The organism is Pseudomonas sp. B40(2017), from assembly GCF_002112855.1.
Lineage (GTDB): Bacteria > Pseudomonadota > Gammaproteobacteria > Pseudomonadales > Pseudomonadaceae > Aquipseudomonas > Aquipseudomonas pharyngis.
Window position 1 is genome coordinate 584,100 of the sequence record NZ_NEIT01000006.1, and the last position, 22,693, is coordinate 606,792.

At 61.5% G+C, this 22,693-nt stretch carries 24 protein-coding genes; 18 read left to right on the plus strand and 6 right to left on the minus strand.

Annotated features, from left to right (window positions below; translation table 11 throughout):
• Positions 1–116: 116 nt before the first annotated feature.
• The 10 genes from CAF76_RS19670 (at position 117) to CAF76_RS19715 (ending at position 9,775) form a co-directional block, all read left to right on the plus strand.
• Positions 117–1,265, plus strand: a complete 1,149-nt coding sequence (locus CAF76_RS19670; protein ID WP_085648117.1) for a DUF2515 family protein — start codon at positions 117–119, stop codon at positions 1,263–1,265.
• Entirely contained in the window at positions 1,265–1,987 is a 723-nt protein-coding gene (locus tag CAF76_RS19675) for a hypothetical protein (protein ID WP_085648118.1), read from the plus strand. Before CAF76_RS19670 ends, CAF76_RS19675 begins: the two co-directional genes overlap by 1 nt.
• Complete coding sequence (locus tag CAF76_RS19680; RefSeq protein WP_085648119.1) at positions 1,966–2,469, plus strand: Hcp family type VI secretion system effector; 504 nt, start codon at positions 1,966–1,968, stop codon at positions 2,467–2,469. Before CAF76_RS19675 ends, CAF76_RS19680 begins: the two co-directional genes overlap by 22 nt.
• The gene (locus CAF76_RS19685; protein ID WP_085648120.1) at positions 2,469–2,945 is read left to right on the plus strand and encodes a hypothetical protein; all 477 of its coding nucleotides are present in this window, start codon (positions 2,469–2,471) and stop codon (positions 2,943–2,945) included. Before CAF76_RS19680 ends, CAF76_RS19685 begins: the two co-directional genes overlap by 1 nt.
• A 137-nt stretch (positions 2,946–3,082) precedes the next feature.
• A complete protein-coding gene (locus tag CAF76_RS19690; protein ID WP_064593244.1) occupies positions 3,083–4,150 on the plus strand; it encodes a DUF2333 family protein in 1,068 nt (355 codons plus the stop codon).
• 3 nt (positions 4,151–4,153) lie between these two features.
• On the plus strand, positions 4,154–4,711 hold the full coding sequence (locus CAF76_RS19695) for an NUDIX hydrolase (RefSeq protein ID WP_085648121.1): 558 nt from the start codon (positions 4,154–4,156) through the stop codon (positions 4,709–4,711).
• 187 nt (positions 4,712–4,898) lie between these two features.
• Positions 4,899–5,270: a translation initiation factor Sui1 gene (locus CAF76_RS19700; protein WP_007951016.1), complete on the plus strand. Its 372-nt coding sequence runs from the start codon at positions 4,899–4,901 to the stop codon at positions 5,268–5,270.
• 218 nt (positions 5,271–5,488) lie between these two features.
• A complete protein-coding gene (speA, locus tag CAF76_RS19705) occupies positions 5,489–7,402 on the plus strand; it encodes an arginine decarboxylase (protein WP_039772053.1) in 1,914 nt (637 codons plus the stop codon).
• Positions 7,403–7,634: 232 nt separating this feature from the next.
• The gene (locus CAF76_RS19710; protein ID WP_085648122.1) at positions 7,635–8,984 is read left to right on the plus strand and encodes a type VI secretion system Vgr family protein; all 1,350 of its coding nucleotides are present in this window, start codon (positions 7,635–7,637) and stop codon (positions 8,982–8,984) included.
• Positions 8,981–9,775 (plus strand): DUF4123 domain-containing protein, encoded by a 795-nt coding sequence (locus tag CAF76_RS19715; RefSeq protein WP_085648123.1) that lies wholly within the window; start codon positions 8,981–8,983, stop codon positions 9,773–9,775. Before CAF76_RS19710 ends, CAF76_RS19715 begins: the two co-directional genes overlap by 4 nt.
• A 9-nt stretch (positions 9,776–9,784) precedes the next feature.
• On the opposite strand, the gene CAF76_RS19720 is transcribed toward CAF76_RS19715, so the two are convergent.
• Together CAF76_RS19720 and CAF76_RS19725 are read right to left on the minus strand one after the other, a co-directional pair.
• Complete coding sequence (locus CAF76_RS19720) at positions 9,785–11,134, minus strand: MATE family efflux transporter (protein WP_085648124.1); 1,350 nt, start codon at positions 11,132–11,134, stop codon at positions 9,785–9,787.
• Between the two features lie 37 nt (positions 11,135–11,171).
• Entirely contained in the window at positions 11,172–11,465 is a 294-nt protein-coding gene (locus tag CAF76_RS19725) for a hypothetical protein (protein WP_007951010.1), read from the minus strand.
• 143 nt (positions 11,466–11,608) lie between these two features.
• On the opposite strand from CAF76_RS19725, the gene CAF76_RS19730 reads away from it, so the two are divergent.
• The 5 genes from CAF76_RS19730 (at position 11,609) to CAF76_RS19750 (ending at position 16,048) form a co-directional block, all read left to right on the plus strand.
• Positions 11,609–11,911: a MazG-like family protein gene (locus tag CAF76_RS19730; RefSeq protein ID WP_007951009.1), complete on the plus strand. Its 303-nt coding sequence runs from the start codon at positions 11,609–11,611 to the stop codon at positions 11,909–11,911.
• Positions 11,911–12,660 carry a methyltransferase gene (locus CAF76_RS19735; protein WP_085648125.1) on the plus strand — a complete coding sequence of 250 codons (750 nt, stop codon included), beginning with the start codon at positions 11,911–11,913 and terminating at the stop codon, positions 12,658–12,660. The genes CAF76_RS19730 and CAF76_RS19735 overlap by 1 nt, the downstream gene beginning before the upstream one ends.
• A gap of 12 nt (positions 12,661–12,672) precedes the next feature.
• Entirely contained in the window at positions 12,673–13,287 is a 615-nt protein-coding gene (locus CAF76_RS19740) for a DUF4136 domain-containing protein (RefSeq protein ID WP_085648126.1), read from the plus strand.
• 53 nt (positions 13,288–13,340) lie between these two features.
• Entirely contained in the window at positions 13,341–13,898 is a 558-nt protein-coding gene (locus tag CAF76_RS19745) for a DUF4136 domain-containing protein (RefSeq protein WP_064593251.1), read from the plus strand.
• Between the two features lie 152 nt (positions 13,899–14,050).
• Entirely contained in the window at positions 14,051–16,048 is a 1,998-nt protein-coding gene (locus tag CAF76_RS19750; RefSeq protein WP_085648127.1) for a pilus assembly protein TadG-related protein, read from the plus strand.
• Here the strand turns inward: CAF76_RS19750 and CAF76_RS19755 are convergent.
• On the minus strand, positions 16,045–18,792 hold the full coding sequence (locus CAF76_RS19755; RefSeq protein ID WP_085648128.1) for a PAS domain-containing sensor histidine kinase: 2,748 nt from the start codon (positions 18,790–18,792) through the stop codon (positions 16,045–16,047). The genes CAF76_RS19750 and CAF76_RS19755 overlap by 4 nt on opposite strands.
• Complete coding sequence (locus CAF76_RS19760) at positions 18,789–19,235, minus strand: TadE/TadG family type IV pilus assembly protein (RefSeq protein ID WP_064593254.1); 447 nt, start codon at positions 19,233–19,235, stop codon at positions 18,789–18,791. The genes CAF76_RS19755 and CAF76_RS19760 overlap by 4 nt, the downstream gene beginning before the upstream one ends.
• 75 nt (positions 19,236–19,310) lie before the next feature.
• Between CAF76_RS19760 and CAF76_RS19765 the strand changes: the two genes are divergently transcribed.
• The gene (locus tag CAF76_RS19765; protein WP_085648129.1) at positions 19,311–19,781 is read left to right on the plus strand and encodes a prepilin peptidase; all 471 of its coding nucleotides are present in this window, start codon (positions 19,311–19,313) and stop codon (positions 19,779–19,781) included.
• A gap of 126 nt (positions 19,782–19,907) precedes the next feature.
• Positions 19,908–20,684: a response regulator transcription factor gene (locus tag CAF76_RS19770; protein ID WP_085648157.1), complete on the plus strand. Its 777-nt coding sequence runs from the start codon at positions 19,908–19,910 to the stop codon at positions 20,682–20,684.
• 22 nt (positions 20,685–20,706) lie between these two features.
• Here the strand turns inward: CAF76_RS19770 and CAF76_RS19775 are convergent, their stop codons facing one another.
• Positions 20,707–21,114 (minus strand): response regulator, encoded by a 408-nt coding sequence (locus tag CAF76_RS19775; protein ID WP_007958451.1) that lies wholly within the window; start codon positions 21,112–21,114, stop codon positions 20,707–20,709.
• 77 nt (positions 21,115–21,191) lie between these two features.
• Positions 21,192–21,398: a Flp family type IVb pilin gene (locus tag CAF76_RS19780; RefSeq protein ID WP_039772511.1), complete on the minus strand. Its 207-nt coding sequence runs from the start codon at positions 21,396–21,398 to the stop codon at positions 21,192–21,194.
• A 340-nt stretch (positions 21,399–21,738) separates the two neighbouring features.
• On the opposite strand from CAF76_RS19780, the gene cpaB reads away from it, so the two are divergent.
• A complete protein-coding gene (cpaB, locus tag CAF76_RS19785; RefSeq protein WP_085648130.1) occupies positions 21,739–22,680 on the plus strand; it encodes a Flp pilus assembly protein CpaB in 942 nt (313 codons plus the stop codon).
• Positions 22,681–22,693 lie beyond the last annotated feature (13 nt).

The following is a 22,693-nucleotide window of genomic DNA, read 5'->3' on the forward strand; positions in this document are numbered from 1 at the left end:
CTCCCGCACTGGATAGTCATCGTCTGTCAGGGCTTTCTGATTTTTCCCAAGGTCGGTTTCGCAAGTGTTTTGCGCTGGTAGGGTCAGGGAAACCCCTACCGGATGTTTGCCCGGACATGACCCAGTGTTTCAACAAATACCCCAGCGATACCCTGCGCCTGAATCACAACATCACGCCCGTTGCCGACTGTGAGTGCAATGAAGAGATGTTGTATGGCGAACGGGTGAGGGTGACCGAGGTGCCGGTTTTGACATGCCAGTGCCTTTGGCGTGCCTATCAGCGGGAGGCGGAGAACATCGTCGCCCCTGACGGCGTGCTGATCGCCGATCCGGTGCAGCGCAACCGGGCGATCAACGCCGCGTATGCCCGACTGTGGCTGCATGACTCGCGGTTCCAGTGGGCCGGGCTGGCGGCGTTCGCGTCCAAGCAGGTCGGTTGTGGATTGCTGCATGCGGCGGACAGTATCGAGCTGATCCGCCAGGAGCATGAGGCACGGCAGCGGGTGCGCGACGGGCGCCGTGAGTCCGGGCTGCTCACTCCGGACAAAATGCCCCGACAGGCCGAGGACTGGGGGGATTACCAAGAGGCGAGGGCGCGCAACCCTGTGCCTTCGCTGGATTTGCGTACTTCGGGTGAAGAGCTGTCATTGGTGCAGCAACAGTTCCGGCATGTGTACGACATGATGGCGATGGGCAATACCACGCTGTTTCTGGATGTTTATCCGCTGCATCAGTTTTATGCGGTGCGAGGGTTGGCGGAGTTGAAGAAGTGTCTGAAGACCCGGAAAACGATTCATGGACACGCAAAGTTTCCGGTGCTTTGGCCTATAGGGGAGAAAACCATTCCTTTCGGTTGGGCGTTTCAAGAAATCTTGAGGGGATTTGAAGCGATAGAAACGGGGAATATTGCCGAAAGTGTGAAGCATCTGGCCTGGCACGAGCAGCGAAACATTCTCCAACCGAGCATCTACGAAAATCGTCATTTGGTGACGTTGTTGCGTGGGAATCATTTTTCCTACGCGACCGGCTTTCCTTCCGGTGTGGCGCAGGCCATCGAGTTGACCCTCACCAGTCAATGTCAGCGTGTCGAAGATGGCCGCACCATCGGGTTCGGCAGCAATCCGATGGCGGATCTGTCGGATATCGATCAGCGAATGGAGTTCGTGCTACGGGCAGCATCGCGTTTTGACCAGATGCTCAACGACAGCAACCGAAACGCGTTGGCGCAATCCATCGGCGAGATTGCCGCCATGGGGGAGACTTGATGTCCTGGCGAAACTGTCTATCCAAATGGCGCTTTTGGGCGTGGCTGGCGCTTAGTGTTGTTTTGATGTGGACCGCCGCACGTCAGTTGATGCAGCCATTGTGGGACGAGCCCGTGATGGCGCTGGCGATAGGGGGCACATATGAATACATGCAAGAGCACTCGACCGCCCCATTCCTTTCGTGGGGGCGCGTCGGCAGTCGTGTCTGGGGTGGCATTCCGAAGACGGATGCGCGCCTGCGATTTGTCGATTCGCAGTATGGGTTCGAAACGCCGATGGCGCGTTTTTTTACGGTGACCTTCGAGGGTGACGTGGTCGGTGATATCCGCATGTCTCCTCAAATCGAGCCTCTGCTGATTGACGATGTCATGAAGGTCGTTCTCGATCTGCAAGCTCAATGGTGCGCGAAAGGCTGGAGGCCAATGGGGACGCGAAGTGATCCCACGATGGCGGATACGCCCGAGTGGCGGATCTATCTCAGGAACAGCGTGATTCCCGGAATTTCTTATTGGCAGGCCAGCGATAAATACCAGGCGATGCTGGTTCTTGCACGGTTTCGCGACTCAAGACATCCCGACCAGGAGCGATATCTCATTACTCTCGAGCTCACCAAGCCCTGGATACCTTTCGAGGAAACGGAAACCCTCTACGAAGAACCCCACCCCTTTCCCCCACCCCAACCCAAAGAAGGAGAAATTCCATGCCAACCCCAGCCTTCATGACCATCCACGGCAGTCGCCAGGGCCTGATCAGCGCCGGTGCCTTCACCGAACCGTCGGTGGGCAACAGCTACCAGAACGGGCGTGAGGACAAGATCATGGTTCAGGCCTTCAGCCACGGCATTCTCCTGCCCAACGGCGCGGGTGCCGGGCGGCGAATGCACAAACCGCTGGTCATCACCAAAACCATCGACAAAGCGTCGCCGCTGATCCAGGTCGCCCTGTGTTCCGGTGAACGGCTGAGCAAGTGTTGTCTGGAGTTCTATCGAACATCGGCCCACGGTACTCAGGAGCACTTCTATACGATTGAACTGGAGGACGCGCAGATCGTCAGCGCCGAGGTCTTTATGCCCGACTGCCAGGACCCAGTCACAGCGCACCTGACACAACGGGAAAAAGTCCACTTCAGTTACCGTCGCATCTACTGGCGGCATGAGATCAGCCGGACGATGGGCTCCGATGAGTGGCAGAGCGAGGGCCAGTGATGAGGCTGGTTCATCATTCGCACCTGACCGAAAGCGAACGCCAGCATGTCTACCCCGTGGACCAGGCGCTGGAGCGGGTTTGCAAGGTGTTGCTGGAGCGGCAACCCCTCGAAGGTCTCGATCAGTTGCGGGCAGGCCTGATGCTCGATCTGGACAGTGAAGTGCTGGAGCAGATTGAACACGGCGACTGGCTGCTGCTCAGGGCTGACGCCGATTACGGCGAATGGCCCACTGCCCAGTCAGCGTTCGATCAAGCGGTACTCGACCTGATGAACAATCCACCGCCCCAACCCACCAGAACTCCCCGAATCTATCGTCTGGTCGACAGCATGACCGGCGAACCATTGCCACAGCAGGCCTACATTGCCACGGTCGATGGGGTCCCCACCCAGCGCCGAACCGACGCGCAGGGCATCGCGCATCTGTTCATGCCAGATGATGTCCGGCAGATTTCAATGCGAATTTTCAACGTCTGAAGGCTGCGTCTATCCTTTCGTTCACTGCCGACCTTCACTTGTTTTTCTCCGCTACCCTGATCGCGGGTGCCCGGTCGAGGCACGTTGTTGTATGGTTGTGGTCGAACCGTTGAACCCAAGATTGAAAGGATATCGCCATGCTGGACTGGAAGAACCGCGCGGGCAGCGCGCCTGAACGTGCCGCCGAGCCCAAGTCGGCCGCCCGCAGCTATGTCGGCGGGCTGTTGTTCAGCCGGGCGCTGGCCACGCTGGTCGCCATTTACCTGTTGGTGACTATTGCCCTTGGCTGGTACTGGAGCCAGGAGCCGGCGCTGTTTCCCGTGGCGCAGAACGCTCAGGTTGCCGCCGAGAAAGAGGGCAAGCAGATGGTGGTCGGCTACACCACCGTCGAAACCCTGAAAACCGTTGCCGGCACGTTGCTCGACAAGCCGGGCGGCTATATTTCCAACGACCGTTTCCCGCCGGGCCTGTGGATGGACAACATGCCGAGCTGGGAATACGGCGTACTGGTGCAGGTCCGCGACCTGACCCGCGCCCTGCGCAAGGATTTCGCCCGTTCGCAGTCGCAATCGGCTGAAGACGCCGACCTGGCCAAGGCCGAGCCGCGCTTCAACTTCGACAACAAGAGCTGGGTCCTGCCATCCAGCGAGTCGGAATATCAGGAAGGCATCAATTCCCTGAGCCGTTATCAGGCGCGCCTGTCCGACCCGACCCAGAAAAACGCGCTGTTCTACGCCCGTGCCGACAACCTGAACAACTGGCTGGGTGATGTCGGCACTCGTCTCGGGTCGCTGTCGCAACGCCTGTCGGCCAGTGTTGGCCGGGTCAAACTCAACACCGCGCTGAAAACCGAAGTGCCGGCGGTGGGTGAAGTGCCTCAGGTCGACGAGGAAGTCGTTGAGACTCCGTGGATGCAGATCGACAACGTGTTCTACGAAGCCCGTGGCCAGGCCTGGGCGCTTTCGCACCTGCTGCGCGCGATCGAGGTCGATTTCGCCGACGTGCTGGCGAAGAAGAACGCGACTGTCAGCGTGCGTCAGATCATTCGTGAGCTGGAGGCGTCTCAGGAGCCGGTCTGGAGCCCGATGATCCTCAATGGCAGCGGCTTCGGTGTGCTGGCCAACCACTCGCTGGTCATGGCCAACTACATTTCCCGGGCCAACGCGGCCGTGATCGATTTGCGTCAACTGCTCAATCAGGGCTGAGTCATGGACGAGAGCGCCAGAGAGGCGGCTCACCGCGCCGCCTCGGATGCCGAACAGATCGCCTGGGTGGACGAGCAGGACAACCTGCTCGGCGCCCTGGTGCGTTCGGACCTGCGAGAACGCGGACTGATCGGCCGTGGCACCTACATCATGCTGTTCAACTCCGCCGGTGAACTCTGCGTGCATCGGCGCACGTTGAGCAAAGCCATCTATCCCGGTTACTGGGACGTGGCGGCGGGCGGCATGGTGCAGGCGAACGAGACCTACGCCGATTCGGCGGCCCGTGAGCTGGAGGAAGAGCTGGGGGTGAGTGGTGTCGAACTGACGGCCCACGACCATTTCTACTTCGAAGACACCGGCAATCGCCTGTGGTGTTCGGCGTTTTCGGCGGTGTGGGACGGGCCGTTGATCCTGCAGCCGGAGGAGGTGCTCGAAGCGCGCTTCATTCCGATCGAACAGGTCATGCGGGAAATCGAGCAAAAGCCTTATTGCCCGGACTCTCTGGCAGCCTTGAAACGTTATCTGAAGGCTCAGCAAAGCAACGTCGCAAAGAACACATAAATTGGCGCCGATTGGCACTTAGCAATCGGCGTTTTTGCCGTTACACTGCGCGACCTTTTCAAGCTGCACCGGCCTGCTTTTATTGAAGAACCGGTGCAGTAGCGCTGCCCCTGCCTGAGTGGGGCTTCGCGGTCGATAGCCTTGCCCAAGGCTGCGATCAGTCTTTGTCCTCCCGAGAGGATTGCCGGTGGCCAAAAAAGCCGCATCCTTCGCCGCCCTGGGCGGCCTGGTATTTTCCACCGACGCAGGTCGTCATTGCCCGGAATGCAGCAAGCCGGTGGACGCCTGTATCTGCAAGCAAACCGTGATCCCGGCCGGCGACGGCATTGCCCGTGTGCGCCGCGAGAGCAAGGGGCGTGGCGGCAAGACGGTGACCACCATCACCGGCGTGCCTCTGGCCGAAGACGCACTCAAGGAGCTGGCGACAACGTTGAAGAAACGTTGCGGCACCGGCGGTGCGTTGAAAGACGGGATCATCGAGATCCAGGGCGACCATGTCGAGCTGCTCCTGGCCGAGTTGGTCAAGCACGGCTTCAAAGCGAAGAAGTCCGGCGGCTAGCAGCCTCTGTGAAACCCACCGGCGGCTTGATTCAGCTCCAGAGTCCCTGGGCCTGACGTCGTTTCCATGGTTTTCACAGAGCCTGTTCATGACCGGTTTCTAAACTCAACGCTGTCAGCGCGGTCTACCGCCCCGCTGACGAACCGTCATTTTCATTCTTTAGACTGCGCCGGCCTGCGATCAGGCGACGCACTATGACTTCTTTATAGGGGACTTCGATGTCCGTACGACGCACACGCAAAGACGATGGCAGCCAATGGACAGTTGCGGACAGCCGCAGTGTTTACGGGATTCGCCATTGGGGGGCCGGGTATTTCGCGATCAATGACGCCGGTCGCGTCGAAGTTCGTCCGAACGGCCCGAGCAGCTCGCCTATCGATCTGTTCGAACAAGTCGACCAGCTGCGCAAGAGTGGCTTGTCCCTGCCGCTGCTGGTGCGTTTTCCCGACATCCTGCAAGACCGCGTCCGTCAGCTGACCGGCGCTTTCGATGCGAACATCGAGCGTCTGGAATACCAGAGCAAATACACCGCGCTGTACCCGATCAAGGTCAACCAGCAGGAAGCGGTGATCGAGAACATCATCGCCACCCAGAACGTTTCGATCGGTCTGGAAGCCGGCTCCAAGCCCGAGCTGCTGGCCGTGCTGGCGCTGGCGCCGAAGGGCGGCACCATCGTCTGCAACGGTTACAAGGACCGCGAGTTCATCCGTCTGGCGCTGATGGGCCAGAAGCTCGGCCACAATGTATTCATTGTGATCGAGAAAGAATCCGAAGTCGGTCTGGTGATCGAAGAGGCCGCCTCGCTCAAGGTCAAGCCGCAGGTCGGTCTGCGCGTGCGTCTGTCCTCCCTGGCGTCGTCGAAGTGGGCGGACACCGGTGGCGAGAAATCCAAGTTCGGTCTGTCGGCGGCGCAACTGCTGTCGGTGGTCGAGCGTTTCCGCGCGGCGGGCCTGGATCAGGGCATCCGTCTGCTGCACTTCCACATGGGTTCGCAGATCGCCAACCTGGCCGACTACCAGCACGGTTTCAAGGAAGCGATCCGTTACTACGGCGAGCTGCGCAACCTCGGTCTGCCGGTCGATCACATCGACGTCGGTGGTGGCCTGGGTGTGGACTACGACGGTACGCACTCGCGCAACGCCAGTTCGATCAACTACGACATGGATGACTACGCCGGTGTCGTGGTCGGCATGCTCAAGGAGTTCTGCGATGCGCAGGCGCTGCCGCATCCGCACATCTTCTCCGAAAGCGGCCGCTCGCTGACCGCGCACCACGCGATGCTGGTGGTGCAGGTTACCGACGTCGAGAAACACAACGACGAAATCCCGTTGATCGAGAACAAGGAAGCGCTGCCGGAAACCGTGCAGTGGCTGGTTGACCTGCTGGGCCCGACCGACATCGAAATGGTCACCGAAACCTACTGGCGCGCCACCCACTACATGAGCGACGTGGCCGCCCAGTACGCCGACGGCAAACTGACCCTGGCCGAGAAGGCCCTGGCCGAGCAGTGCTACTTCGCCGTATGCCGTCGTCTGCACAACTCGCTGAAGGCACGTCAGCGTTCGCACCGTCAGGTGCTGGACGAACTCAACGACAAGCTGGCCGACAAGTACATCTGCAACTTCTCGGTATTCCAGAGCCTGCCGGACACCTGGGCGATCGATCAGGTGCTGCCGATCATCCCGTTGCACCGTCTCGACGAAGAGCCGCTGCGTCGCGCGGTGCTGCAGGATCTGACCTGCGACTCCGACGGCAAGATCAACCAGTACGTCGACGAGCAGAGCATCGAGACCAGCCTGCCGGTGCATGCGCTGAACGAAGGTGAAGACTATCTGCTGGGCGTGTTCCTGGTCGGCGCCTATCAGGAAATTCTTGGCGACATGCACAACCTGTTCGGTGACACCGACTCGGTGAACATTTACCAGAACGCCGACGGCAGCGTGTACCACGCCGGCATTGAAACCCACGACACCATCGAAGACATGCTGCGCTATGTGCACCTGTCGCCGGAAGAACTGATGACTCACTATCGCGACAAGTGCGCCAGTGCCCGCATCAGCGCCAGCGAACGCACCCAGTTCCTCGATGCCCTGCGCCTGGGTCTGACCCGCTCCTCCTACCTGTCCTCCTGAGGCCAGGTTCCGCTTTTATCTGGTTGTCTGAAATTGTTCCGCCCACCGCGGACGTTTCAGATGACCGGGTGAGACGCTTCTTTTTCTCTTCGCGAAATGGCCTGTTTCCAGGCCAGCAAAGTGACGTTGTCTGCTTTTCGCGTAGGTCATTTCCGAATTTGTAGTTCGGCCCTCTACTCGGCCATGGGTCTCGGCGAGAATCCCCGCCCGCCCCCCTGTAGAGAATCCCCCCATGTTCGATCCAGCCGACGAGCCGTCGTTTCGTCTCGATGTAGCGGGCCTGTCCGACTCGCTTGAAGTCCTGGCATTTACGGGTTGCGAAGCCATCAGCGAGCCTTTCGCGTTCGAGATCGACTTGCTGGTCGATGATCCGCACCTGGACCTTGCCGGGCTGATGTATCGTTCGGCGCGCCTGTGTTTCGGGCCTTGCGGCAATGGTATTCACGGGCAGTTGCATAGCCTTGTCCAGCATGAACAGGGGCGCAGCGCCCGGTTGTGCCGGGCGCGGCTGGGGCCGCGGTTGAGCTGTCTGGGACTGCGCTTCAGCCAGCGCATCTTCAGCGACCGCTCGGTGCCGCAGATTCTGGATCAGGTGCTCAAGGAGCACGGCATCAGTGGCAACTGGCGTCGGTTCGATCTGCAAGGCGCTTATCCGCCCCGGACATTCTGCACCCAGTACGGCGAGTCGGATCTGCAACTGGTACAGAGGCTGTGCGGACAGGCACGCATTCACTATCACTTCGAGCAAGGGAGCCAGGGGCATTGCCTGGTGTTCGGTGATGACCCGGCCCGGCTGCCACGCGCCGGCAACCTGCAATTCGAGAGCGAAGATGGAGCGCCGTCGCCGCCAGTGCGCCGCTGGCAACTGGGCGAGCATGCCCGCCTGCACGCAAAGGGGCCGCGGCGGACACTGACGGCGCAGGGGCATTCCGATTCGCCAACCCTGCGCAGTGGTCACTGGTTGACGATTTCCGGCGAGCCCTTGGCAGACGCCAATACGGACTGGCTGGTGAGTCGAATCGAGCATCGAGCCGATCAGTCGCTCGAGCCGCCCTACAGCAACCGGATTTTTGCCCTTGACCAGTTGCCGGAGCCTCGATCACCCGTTGAATACCGCAGTGCTCGCATGTGCAGCCCACAGCGTGCCTGGGTGGTGTCGGTCGAGGAGACGCAACCTGATGCCATGCGGCCGGTGGCCGTTCAGTTCGACTGGCTTTATCAGGGCGAAGGGGCCCGCCCCAGCCACTGCTGGTTGCCGCTGGCTCCGGCGTTGGCCGATACGCCGATGGCATCATTGAAGGACGGGGTAGAGGTGGTGGTGAGCTTTCTCGAAGGTGACCCTGAGCAGCCGGTGATCAGTGGCGTCTTGCAGGTCCCGGCACTCATCGAGGGCATCGAGGATGACGCATCGTCAACGCTGCCCGAGCGCCTGGATACCGCCGGCGTGCCTCAATGGTTGAAGGCGGCCGAGCCTCTGTTGTTGCTGTGCCTGATACCGGGGGGCGGCAGTTATCGCCATTGCTCGGCGTCACTGTGCAGCTGTCGATTGGTCGCCGGGCTCAAAACGAGCGATGGAAGATGAGCGGCGCAGCCCCCGGACAACGCGCTCAATGGTTGTTGCTGGATATCGCACAGGCGCCTCAGGCAGTGAAGACGTTACGTCAGGGATTCTCCGGTGTGCACTGCCTGCAGCTGTTTGACGGTACCGAGTTTCAGCCGGTCAGTGAGCAAGGCCCATGGCTGATCGACCTGCGTGACTGCCCGGCGCTATCGGCGCTCTGTCATACCGATCCCATGACCTGGCAAGGGCTGCTGCTGGGCAGCGAGGTCTCGGCGCAGTCACTGCGCGAACACTTGCAGCGGATGCTGACCGTGTCCATCGGCCTGAATCACCGGGCACTGCTCAATTTCTACAATCGGCAGACCGCCAGTTACTTTTTCGATGCCTGCGATGCCCGGCAACTGAGCTGCTGGCTCGGGCCGATCGGATGGCTGCGCTGGTTCGGCGGGACTTGGGCCGATCTGGCTGGTGGCAGTCAGGGCTGGCAGCAACTGCGCAATCCGGGGCTGGCCGTGGAGCCGCTGCGCATCGAGCAAAGCCTGACCCGGCAACAGCGTGAACGCTTGCACCGTTGCCTGCTGGATCAGCATGTCTGGCGCTGGAGTCAGGCGACGGGAAACAACTTTCGGCTGATATCTGCCTTTCAGGAACAAGGTCTGGCACTGGGCTTCAGCGAGCGGACGCTGCTGGACGACTGGTTGTGGCTGCGTTTGCTGAATCCGCGTGCCGAGCTGATGCCGCTGCCGCAAGGTTTGACTCCGCGAGAACGACTCGAACTGTTGCGTCGACGCTGGCTGAGCGATCCATCGTGAAGCACAGCTTCAGTGAGCGGCACCGTTGAACCAGCCATCGGTGCGTCGCAGCCACCACGCCAGTCCCCCGAGGGTCAGGCTGCGCAGCACCATGAACAACAGGAACGAAATCCACAGGCCGTGATTGCCCAGACCTTGCAGCGCCCAAGCGACAGGCAGCAGCAGGATCACGGTGGCCAGCATGCCGTTGCGCATTTCCCGGGCACGGGTGGCGCCGATGAACAGGCCGTCGAGCAAGTAGCTCCAGACCGCGATCAACGGCAGGACAGCCAGGTAGGGCAGGTAAATGAACGCGGTCTCCCGCACGCTCTGGATGTCGGTCTGCATTTCGATGAACAGGTGGCCGGCCAGCAGAAACAGCGCGGCGAAGCCCAGGCTCGCGAGCAACGACCAGCCGCCGGCAACCACCAGCGAACGGCGCAGGGCCAGACGATCACGGGCGCCGATGGCGTGGCCGCACAGGGCTTCGACGGCGTGGGCCAGTCCGTCCAGTGCGTGGGCGGTCAGCAGCAGACCGTTGAGCAGCAGCGCGTTGGCCGCGACCGTGGCATCGCCCAGTCGCGCGCCCTGCACGGTGATCAGGAAAAACACCGATTGCAGGGCCAGGCTGCGGATGAAAATGTCGCGGTTGACCGCCAGCAGCGGACGCCAGCTCTGCCAGATTTTCAGAGCCGCCCAGGCAATGTGTCCGGGATAGGCGCGCAAGGCTCTACGAGTCATCCACAGGCCGAGCAGGGCGCCGCTCCATTCGGCGATTACCGATGCGCGGGCCGAACCGACCACGCCCCAGTTCAGGCCGATGACGAACCACAGGTTGAGCACGATGTTGATCAGGTTGGTGCTCAGCAGAATCGCCAGCGGCGCCCGGGCATTCTGGGTGCCGAGGAACCAGCCGACCAGCGCATAACTGGCCAGCGCCGCCGGCAGCCCGAACAGGCGGGTGTGGAAGAAGTCACGGGTCAGTTGATCCAGCTGCGCCGACGGTTGCATGAAGTGCAGTGCGACCCCGCTCAGTGGTACACCCAGCGCCCCGAGCAGCAGCGCCAGCCCCATCGCCAGCAGCAGGCCCTGAAGCAGAATCTGCCGCAAGGCCGCGCCGTCGCTGCGCCCGGCGGCCTGGGCGGCGAAGCCAGTGGTGCCCATGCGCAGAAAACCCATGGCCCAGGCCAGAAAGGTATACAGGCTGGCGCCCACCGCCACCGCGCCCAGTTGATGAGCGTGGGGCAGGTGACCGATGACGGTGCTGTCGACCAGCGCCACCAGCGGCACGGAAATGTTGGAGAGGATCATGGGGGCGGCGAGGGCCCAGACCCGGTGATGGGTCGGGCGGTCGCGCCAGTCGGCGATCAGGTTGGACATGCGGGCTCCTTGGGGAGCGGCATTGTAGCGGGAGGTGTCAGTGAATGATCCAGCTCAGCAGCCACAATCCCAGCAGCAACCAGATGATCCCGGCAATGATCGAGGCATTCATGAACGCGCGGATCGCCGACCACAGCAGCATCAGGCCGACGATCAGCGCGATGATGCTGATGATCGACGTGTCCATGCCCAGCGCCTTCGACAGCCCGTCGACAAAGTTGCCGCCGGCGTTGCCCAGCAGATTGAACAGGCCGCTGAGGCCGTCGACGATGAAGCGGATGATCGAGCCGAGCGCCTGGCCCAGCCATTCGAAAAAGCTTTCTACCTGCATGTCTGTTTCCTGATGAAAGAGCTGAGCCTTGGGCCGCAGCGGGTGCGGTCGAGTTCCCTGCAAGCATAGAGGGTTTTAACGGTCGACTGGCGCTTGCCTTCGCTCGGCATCCCCCCGAAGCTATACGCCTTCAGGAGAGCCCGATGAACCTTGTTGAACTGACCGAACGCCTGCACGCCATTCGCGACCGTAATGACTGGCGGCAATTTCACAGCCCGAAAAACCTGGCCATGGCCGCCAGCGTGGAAATGTCCGAACTGGTGGAAATCTTCCAGTGGCTGACCGAAGACCAGTCCCGCCAATTGCCGGCGGACAAACTCGCCCACGCCGGGCAGGAAGTCGGCGACATCGTGCTCTATTTGTTGCTGCTGTGCAGCGAACTGGGGCTGGACATGAATGAAGTGGTGCGCAGCAAACTCGCCGACAGCGAACGGCGGTTCAGCTGATGAGCGACCGTCATTTCGATCAACTGGCGACCCGTTTCGCCGAAAAAATCTACGGCGGCGCCAAAGGCGCGATTCGCCTAGCGGTGTTGCAGGCCGATCTCGCCGAAGCCTTGCCGGACCGCCCGTTGCGGGTGCTGGACATCGGTGGCGGCCTGGGCCACATGTCGTTGTGGCTGGCTGAACGCGGGCACGAGGTGACCTTCACCGAGCCGGCCGAACCGATGCTCGAAGGCGCCCGCCAGCGCTTTGCCGAAGCCGGGCAAAGCGCGACGTTCATTCAGGCGCCCTGGCAGAAACTGCTCGGCCAGCTCACCGAGCCTTACGATCTGGTGCTGTGCCATGCGGTGCTGGAATGGCTGGCCGAACCTCACGCGATCCTGCCGGTGCTGCATCAGTTGACCAAGCCCGGCGGCTGGCTGTCGCTGGCGTTCTACAACCGCGATGCGCTGATTTACCGGAACCTGCTCAAAGGCCATTTCAAGAAAATGCGCAAGAACGACCTGGCCGGCGAAAAGCAGAGCCTGACCCCGCAGCAGCCGCTCGATCCACGGGAACTGGCGACGCAACTCGCGGGGTTGTGGCAGGTCGAAACCCAGAGCGGGGTGCGGGTTTTCCACGATTACATGCCGGTGGAATTCCAGGCCCGCGCCGAGTTGATTGATTTGCTCGAGATGGAGCTCGCCCACCGTCGTCACCCAAGCTTCGCCGGGCTTGGGCGCTACTTGCACTGGATCTGCCGGCCGATCTGATCGGAGCGAGATATGAAAGGTCATTCAGGGTTACTGCTGATCTGTCTGGGGTTGGCCGCCTGCCAGGGCAGCAACCCTTACGTGGCGCAGTCACGACCGCTGCCGCCGGCCCCACCGCAAGCGGCGACTACCTTCGACCGCAGCGCTTATCCCGCGCCCCCTCGTGACTACGGGCGCTATCGCAGCTGGGCATGGCTCAACGGTCAACTCCCACCGGGCACGGCCTGGGCGGATTCGGCGCAAGTGGCCGAAGCCGTCAGCAGTGCGCTGGACCAGCGCGGCTTGCGCCCGCTGCATGACAATCGCCCGGCCGATCTGCTGGTCAGCGCCAACCTGAGCCTGGAAACCCGCCTGCGTCAGGTGCAGGACGATTACGGTTACTACGGCGGCGGCTACGGCGGTTATGACCGTTACGGCCGCGGTTACGGGATGTACAACACGGTGCCGATCGTGCGTACCTATCAGGAACAGGTCGTGGTGGTGCGGGTCGATCTGTTCGACGCCGGCAGCGGTCAACCGGTCTGGAGCGCCAGCGCCGAAACCGCTACCCAGGGTAAACAAAGTGATCGCACCGATGCGATTCGGGAGGCTGTCGAAAAGGCCATGTCGGCGTATCCTCCCGGTTAGCCTTCTGCAAATGAAAGCGCCCTCAGGTTCATGTCTTCCACCGGAGAAAAACCATGTTCCGCCGTCTTGCTTTACTGGTCGTTATCGCGCTGCTCAGTGCCTGCGCCTCGAACCAGGTCAATCATGATTTTGACGCCAGCCGCGACTTCGCCGCGTATCGCAGCTGGAGCTGGAAAGACCCCGCCCTGCAATACCGCCCCGATGATCCACGGATCAAGAGCGACCTGACCGAGCAGCGCATCCGTCAGGCCGTTGCCGATCAACTGGATCAGCGTGGCTTGCGCCCGGCCGCCTCGGGCGCCCGAGGCGATCTGTTTGTGCAGACCTACCTGATCGTCGAGGACCGTCAGCAACAGGTGACCACCAACTACGGCGGCGGTTGGGGTGGCCCGTGGAACGGTTACTGGGGCGCGCCGATGTACAACGAAACCCGCAACATCACCTACAAGGTGGCGACCATTCAGGTCGATCTGCTCGACGGCAAGGACGGCAAACTGGTGTGGCGCGGCAGCGACGAGCAAATACTCAGCCGCACGCCGAACCCGGCGGATCGCAGCAATGCCATCCGCGAAACCGTGGCGCGGATCCTGTCCAACTATCCGCCGCGTTGAGTCTGTTGAAAAAAGTACGGGAGCCAAATGGCTCCCGTTTTTTATGGGCGGGTGAAAATGGCGCGTTGCCAGCAGTGTTGCCCGCGCGTGTCTACACTCTTACCCCATCCATGGAGGTTGCGCCCGGCCGTGCGCCGGCAAAGGAGTGCGCCATGTCGCGTCATTCGCAGTGCGGCGGGCCAGCCCGGCAGCGGGGAGCCATCGGCCTGATGGCGGCCGCCACCCTCAGCCTGGCGCTGGTCCTGATGCTGCTGGTCGTGGACAGCGGCCGCTTGTACATGGAACAACGCAAACTGCAGCGCCTGGTGGACACCGCCGCCCTCGAAGCCGTCAGCCGTGGCGGCAATTGCCTGCCGGGCCTCACCGCGGCCAGTTACGCGGGGCAAAGCGCGGCACGCAACGGGTTTGTCGCCAATGCCACCAACGTTCTTGTGATCGATTGCGGAAAGTTGGCGACAGCCGCCACCGGCCTGCGCACTTTTACGGTGGACGCCACGCAATCAGAGGCGGTCAAGGTCGCGGCCAACCGTACCGTCACCACCAGTTTTGCCGGCGGGGTGCAGGCGTTGTTCAGTGGCACACCCGTCAGTCTCAACACCGTGCTATACGCTTCGGCGGTGGCGGCCAAACCCAAGCCGACCGTCGCTCAATTGAACATCCGCAGCAACCTGGCCAGCATCAGTACCGCGCAATCGAACATCCTCAATCCACTGTTTTCCGGGCTGCTTGGCGGTAACGTCAACCTGACGGCCCTGGGCTGGGAAAGCCTGCTCAACACTGACATCAACCTGCTTGGCTACCTGAATCAACTGGCGATCAACCTCAATGTGGCCGCCGGCAATTACACCCAGTTGCTCAATACCCAGGCCACGGTGACGCAACTGATCCAGGCCGCGATTACGGCGGTCCAGCTCAACGGCGCCACCGCTGAAGTGATTACCGCGCTGGGCCAACTGCAAGTGGCGGCGATCAATGCCGCGCCGGTCAAGCTCGGCGACATCCTGCAAGTGCAGACCGGCACCACGGCCGCCGGGCTGGATGCCAATCTGCAGTTGCTGCAACTGGTCCAGGGCGTGATTCAACTGGCCAACAGCAAGAGTGCGGTGGCCGCGACTCTGCCGATCAGCGTGCTGGGGCTGGCGAATGTCACGGTGCGGGTCAAAGTCATCGAGCCGCCGCAGTTTTCCGCGATCGGCGATCCGGCGCTGGCCAGGGCCAATCCCACCGGGCCGAACCGGATCTATGTGCGCACCGCGCAGATACGCACGATGCTTTCGGTGAATCTGCCGGTGCTGTCCGGGGTGACCGGGTTGGCCAACGCGGTACTCGGACTGGTTGGCACGCTGACACCGACCCTCAATGCACTGTTGAGCCTTAATCTGGTCGCCACATTGAATTCGGCCGGCTGCCTGCTCGGTGCCGGTTGTGAGCAACTGGACCCGAAGCTGTTGCCCTCGCCGCAGATCGACATCAGCCTGGACGCCGGTGGTGCCGTCAGTTATGTCACCGATTACAGTTGTCCGACCGGCAATGCCGGCACCAAAAGCCTGACGGCCCGAACCACCACCTCGATTGCCGATCTCAAACTGGGCAAGATCGACCCGACCAACGCCTTCTCTTCTGCCGCCCAGCCCACCGTTACACCCTTGCCGCTGGTGGATCTGGGTACGGTGACCTGCCACAAGATTTTGGGGATCGGCAGCTGTGACCCGAGCACTCACGTGCCATACGGCGCTGGCGGCATTGCGATCATGGTCAACACCAGCGTGGCGCAGAACACCCAGAACCTGGTGTTTTCCAGCGGTAATCCGTTCGCCACACCGCCCAACCTGAAATTGCCGCCAAGCGTGATTGCTGCCGCGCCCTCAACCAACATCGTCAACAGCCTGGCAAGCACCCTCGCCGGGATCAATCTGATCGTTTACAAACCCCAGGGCAGCAACCCGCTGGGCGCGATTGTCACAGGCGTTGCCAGCCTGATCAGTGATGTCACGACGACCCTGCAACCGGTGATCACCAATCTGGTGAGTCCGTTGCTGGACCCACTGCTGAACAATTTGCTCAAGGGGCTGGGCATCAATCTGATGGATGTGGATGTCGGCGCCAACATGACCTGCGGCCAGACCGGCAAGGCCTATCTGGTGATCTAGTCGTCGGCGGCGATCGGCAGTTCGATGCAGAACCGTGCACCGTCCGCCGAGTTGCGCACACTGAGGTGGCCGCCCATGTTCTCGATGATCCCGTAACTCACCGACAACCCCAGACCAGTGCCGACGCCTATCGGTTTGGTGGTGAAGAACGGTTCGAAAATCCGCTCCAGCAGACGCGGGTCGATACCGCCGCCGTTGTCTTCGACCCACAGTCGCACGTGTTGCTCGTCGCGCTCCGCGTAGATTGAAATCCACGGTTTGAACGTCGAGTCGGACTCGCGTTTGCCCAGCAGCGCATCCCGGGCGTTGACCATCAGGTTGATCAACACCTGTTCAAGCTGATCGACGTACCCGCGCACTTGAACCTCGAATGCCGTTTCGCTGATACGCAGGTCCACGCCTTTGCCGCGCATGCCTTCGGCCAGCAGCGACAGCGTGCCTTCGATGGCGCTGGCCGGGTTGAACAGCTGCTGCTCGATCTCGGAGCGGCGACCGAATACCCGCATGTGGTCCACCACTTTCGCGGCGCGCTGCACCTGGGCGTCGATGCGATTGAGTTTGTCGGTCAGGTAATCGATCTGCGCATCGCCGTTGCTCAGGCGCTTCCGTACGTTGACGATGGCCATGCGCATGACGTTCAGCGGCTGATTGATTTCGTGGGCCAGGCCGGTGGCCATTTCGCCAAGGGTGGCCATTTTTGCGCTTTGCGTGAGCTGCTGTTGAGAGCGGCGCACTTCGGTGTTGTCACGGCCCACCGCCTGTACTTCGATCAGTTTTCCGTGTTCATCGAACACGCCGCGATCCGACCACACCCACCACGCATGTTCGCGCCCCGGTAATTGCAGGTTGATTTCGGCGCTGCTGACGGGAGATTGCGGGGTCAACTGCGCCAGGCGCTCAACGAAGGCCGCGCGCTGAACGTCGGACATCCAGCTGCCCAGATCGACCCCGGCCAGGGCTTCGGGGGCGCATTCCAGATAGGTCGCCAGCGGCCGGTTGCCGAACGTCAGGATCAGATCCGGGCGATAGCGGCAGATCATCGCCGGCGAGTCCTCCACCAGAATCCGGTAGCGTTCCTCACTCTGTCTGACCTGCTCGGCGGCCAGCGTTGCTTCGGTGACGTCCAGCCACAAGCCGACAGCTTCCACCGGGAGGCCGAGGTCGTTGCGCAACAGCCGGGCTTCGTCGAGCAGCCAGTGGTAATCGCCGCGACTGTCGCGCATGCGATAGCGGGCGCGCACCGAACCTTCGCGCAGCAGTTGCCGGGTTCGCTCGAAATACAGGGCGCGGTCTTCCGGATGAATCCGCTCTGCCAGCGCACTGGCGTCACAGTCCTCCAGGCTCCAGCCCATTAGCGGTTGCAGGCTGGCGCTGAAAAACGCCGGCAGCAAGGCGCCTTCGACGTAGTGCTGGACGTAAATCACCGCCGGCGAACTGGCGATCAGGTTGTCCAGCCGTGCATGGGCTGCAGCGGCCAGTTGCTGCTGGTTCTTGATGTCGCTGATGTCGAGCATGAAACCCACCAGCCGCCGGTGCTCGCCGGTGCCGGTGACCTGCCCCTGAAGGCGATACCACGCCTGCGTCTGGTCGGCATCCCGAGGATGCAGGCGCACGCACAGGTCGAGGATTTCCCCTTGCATCTGCAGGGCTTGCAGGCGGCTGCGGACTTCTTCGCGATCGGCGGGATGGATCAGGCTCAGCCAGGCCTCGAGCGTCAGCGTCGAGCTGTCCTGTTGCAGGATGGCGGCCAGCGTCGGGGCCAGTTGAATCTGCTCGCTATGGCTGATTTCCCACCAGCCTGTGCCAAGCATTGTCTGCAACGACTCCAGCCGTTCCAGTTGCAGTTGATGCTGCTGCTCGCGCAAGCGACCGAGAAGGGGCCCGGCCAGGGCGCCCGCCAGCATCAGCCAGTCGCGATCGGCCAGATGTGGCGCGGTCTTATCCACCGCGTAAAAACCGCAGAGCAGCCACGCCATCACGCCTCGATCATCGCTGTAGGGCACGGCGAAGCCTTCGGCATTACCGAACAGGCCCTGGACCCGCGAGTGTTCATACTGGCCGTAATGTTCACCCAGCCTTTGCGGGCCGGTGCCATTGAGGCTGTCGAGTGGCGTGCCCAGACGCTGGCCGTCATGCCACAACGCCGGCGCGTCATGGGCGTGGAACTGCTGATGGATTTGCCAGCCCTGTTCCTGTTCATCGAGCAGGGCGAGTGCCAGGCATGGGATCTGCCAGCGCTGGGCGATCACCTGCAATTGTTCGCTGACGAGCATCGGCAACCGTCCCAGGCTGCAGCTGCGCACCTGTTTGCTGATCTGCTCGGCGAGCATGTGGCACGCCTCGCGCTGATGCGCTTGCTGGCGTTCGGACAACAGGTCGGCAATGTCGATCAGTTGCAGCAGCCAGCCATCGCTCAGCGGCTGGACCCAGCCGCGCAGGTGCAAGGTCTGGTCGCCAAGGCCGGGGAAATCCAGATCCAGCAGTTGGCCTTGCCAGTCTTGCGGGCGGCCCTCGATCGCCAGCGTGCAGTGCGCCAGCAGGTAGTCGTGTAACAGCAACGGTTTGTCGCGGGGCGTCTGTTGCGCCAGCAGCAGGCGCAGCGGGCCGGCCATTTGCAACACGCCGCCGTCGTTGTCGAGGTGGATGTGCAGGCCCGTCAGCGGGGTCCCGAGTACGTCCGGCAAATCGCTGGCGACCATACTGCGCTTGAGCAGGCGGCCGAGCAGGTTGTCACCCGGAGTCAAAATTTCAGGCTCGAAATGGCGGTCAGGTTGGCGGGCAGGCTGGGGACAGCGCCGACGCCCGGCAACACCAGAAAGGGGATGACCCGATTGAGCTTGCTCACCGGGTAATTGACGCTGACGGTGAGCGTGCCCTGGGCCGGGTCGTAGACCGTTGTCGTGTCCGTGCCGACCACCACGTTCAGCGACGACGGCAGCACCGACAATTGCTGGGTCAACGCGGCATTCGCAGTGCTGACCAGCACGCTTGCATAGTTGGGAACCGCGGGATCGACCGCCACGGCGCGGCGGATGGCTTCGGCGGTGACCTGGTTGAACGTCTGCATCAGCACGAACGGCAAGCTGTAGCTGACGAGGCCATAAAACACCGCGAAAAAGATCACGAACACCAGGGCGAATTCAATCGCCACCGCGCCTTTTTGCGCCTTCCGAGAGCCGGTTTTCATCCGTGCGTCTACCCTGACAGTCACTGCGTAGTATCAGCATAGAATCATTCAGCAAAAACGGACGGTTTTTACCGGATGCAAAGCCTTGTCCTTCTGATCTGGTTGAGCGTGTGCGCGGCCCAGGATGCCCGGCAGCGAAGGATTGCCAACGCACTGACGCTGGGCGCTGGCGCGCTGGCGCTGGTCTATCTGCTGTCTTTCGGTACCACCTGGATGGGCGCCGAAGCCGGGCAGGGAGGCTGGGCCTGTGTCGTGGCCCTGGCATTCACGTTGCCCGGGTATTTCATGGGCCGAATGGGCGCCGGTGATGTGAAACTAATGACAGCTCTTGGTCTTGCGACGGACGGCGTCTCGCTGCTCGGGATTTTTATCGGCGCCGGTGCGGCGAGCCTGATTTGGATGCTGCTTGCGCCAAGAGTCTGGCTGCATATGAGTCAAGGGCTTAGGCACCGAATTAGGTATATGGCGCCATCCGTGTCAAAAAAGCTGCCATTTGCGCCGTTCGTGCTGATCGGATTTGTGCTTGCACTACCTTGGATCCATTAGTCGCCAAGCGCCACTAGTCTTATGTACATAGTCGGAAAGTGGGTCTACCTTCAAAGTAACGAGTTATACAGCCAGCGGCTGACAGTACAGGAATGGTCAGTTTTTGGCCCGGGCATGGAGTGGCACGTGAACAAGCTTACATCTGCGGTAAAAGTCATCGTTGTCGATGATCAGCCTCTGATCGTCGAAGAACTCTGTGAATTTCTTGAGAGCAGCGGCTACCGCTGTGTGCCGTGCCAGTCCAGCAAAGAGGCGATCGAGCGTTTTTCGGACGACACAGCGATCGGCCTGGTGCTGTGCGATCTGAACATGCCGGACATGGACGGCATTCAACTGGTGCAGGAACTGCAACGGCTGGCCGGCAAACACCGGGCGTTCGAAGCCATCATGCTCACCGGCCGCGCTGACAAGCAGGACGTGATCAAGGCCTTGCGCGCCGGGATTGCCGACTACTACCAGAAACCGGTCAATCTGGATGAATTGCTCGAAGGCCTGCAACGCCAGGAAGCGGTGCTGCAGGAGCGGCAGAAAACCCTGCAACTGGGCCATCTGAATCAAAAACTTCAGGACCTGTCGTCGTCCATCGATGATCTTTATCAGGATCTGGACAAGGTGCGTCGCGCGCCGGCGCCCGTCAGTGACGAGGCGACCCGTGAGGCCGGTGAACTGGAGATCCCGGCGATCTTCAATCAGCTGTCGCCACGGCAACTGGACGTGGCGCGCCTGGTGGGCAAGGGGCAGACCAACTATCAGATTGCCTGTGAGCTGGGCATCACCGAAAACACCGTAAAACTTTACGTTTCGCAGGTGTTGCGCCTGACCCACATGCACAACCGCACGCAGTTGGCGCTGGCGTTATCGCCGGGCAATTCCGGTTTGCGCCAGCGGGTAACCGCACACTGAGACAGACTGCCGGGTAACCCATTTACCCGGCATTCACTTTCGGTTTGGGAAACAGATTGTCCAGGGTTTCCAGCAGCCGCACGTGATAGATCGGCTTGCGGAACAGGTCCAGCACCTGCAACCGCAGCATGTCGCTCACATCCTCCATGTCTGCATGCCCCGACGTCACGATCACCGGCAGATGCTGGCGCGAGGTGTGTTCGCGCAGACGCTTGATCAGCGACATGCCGCTTTCCTCCGGCATGCGCAGATCGGTGATTACCAGAGCGATATCGGGATGGCGGGTCAGGTGATGCAGGGCGAGTTTGACCGAGGTGGCGGTATGACAGACGAAGCCTTCGCCTTCCAGCAACTCCGCCAGCTCCAGCAACGCGTCCTCTTCGTCGTCAACCAGAAGCAACTGTTGGCGTGGGGAAGAAGACACGTTCATGGGCAGTACCTGAAAGCTGAATGGTAGATCGAGTGTAGCCCGACATCAGCAAGGTGCTGGCGCAACCGTACTGTGGATTATGGCGTTGGCCGGGTTTGCGTCGTGCCGCCCAGTGACACCAGAACGTTGTTGAAGATCGCCAGCATACGATCACCCAGCGGAGTGACAAAAACGACCACCACCACGGCGACCATGGCCACGACGATGGCGTATTCAATTGCCGAAGCCCCGTCCTCATGTTTGTAGAGCAGCAAAGCTCTGGCCATTAAATAATCAACGATCATTCGAAACATATGCCCACTCCTTTGCGCACCTGGCGCCGATGTCACAGCAGCGGCAAAGCGTTCGCCGTGCCATTTGAGCATTGTCAACAAAGCCCCACCCAACAACTGTAAGAACGGATTAGTCATAAAGGATTAGTCGCTTCGTCACGCCCGGAATTTCGACTGCTGATTGGGCCAACACCCATACTTTCGTGGGTTATTTGTCTGTCAGTAATGGCGTTTTGTCTTGTTTCAGCTAGCGTGGAAATAGCGAAATAGTTGGATGTTCATAGCTGCCTGATTGCGATGTCCCTTGGTAGGAAGTGCGGGCTGGTAGTGCAGCAGGAAAGGGAGAGCCGTCATGAACAGTCGTGTGACCATGGGCCTTGCAACGGTGCTTTTACTGGGGGCCATCGTTGTCGGATATTGGGGCCTGGTGCTCAGCCGGCAGCCCGCTCCGGTTGCCGAGGCTCCCGCGCCTGCGGTGGTCACCGTCGAAAAAACCGTCGCAGCCGCCGAAGACCAGACCCGCCAGCCGGTCGTGGTCCTGGTGCGTGACGTCCCGCCCTTCACCCCCCTCACTGCCGCCGATCTGGCCGTTGAAAAACTGCTCAGCGCCCCCGCCGGCAGTCTCGGTACTCTCGAACAGGCCGTGGGCCGCACACCGTGGCGACACCTGAGCGCCGGCACCTGGCTCAACGAAGAAAGCTTCGAGGCCGGCGGCACACTGGCGCGCATGATCCACAGTGACGAACGCGCGCTCGCGGTGTCGGTCGATGAAGTGATCGGCGCGGCCGGGCAGTTGATTCCCGGGGATTACGTCGACGTGCTGTTGTTCCTGCGCCAGGACGCCAGCAACCCGCAACAGTCGGCACAGATTGTGGTGCCGGCCATGCGTGTGCTCGGCGTCGGCGAACAATACGGCCTGACCAACGACGGTCAACCGTCCGCTCCTGCGATGAGTGCCGACGACAAGATCAAACAGGACCAGCGCCGGCTCACCGCGCGCACCGTGGTGCTGGCGGTGCCTGAGCAATTGTTGAGTCGAATGATGCTCGCCACCCAGGTCGGGACGTTGCGCCTGGCCGTGCGCAGCAGCGAAGAACAGCGCCTGGCCAGATATTGGGCCGGCGAACGTCAGGCGCCGGACAAACTGGTGGCCGCCAACAGCCAACTCTTCCAGTTCACTCAGTTGGCGCTGGGGACCGCGCCGAAAACCGCGCCCGGCAGCGACCACAGCGGTGCGATACGGCCCGCGGTGGAAGTGATTCGCGGCAATCAGACCAACCCACAAAACCCATGACTGAGCAAGGATC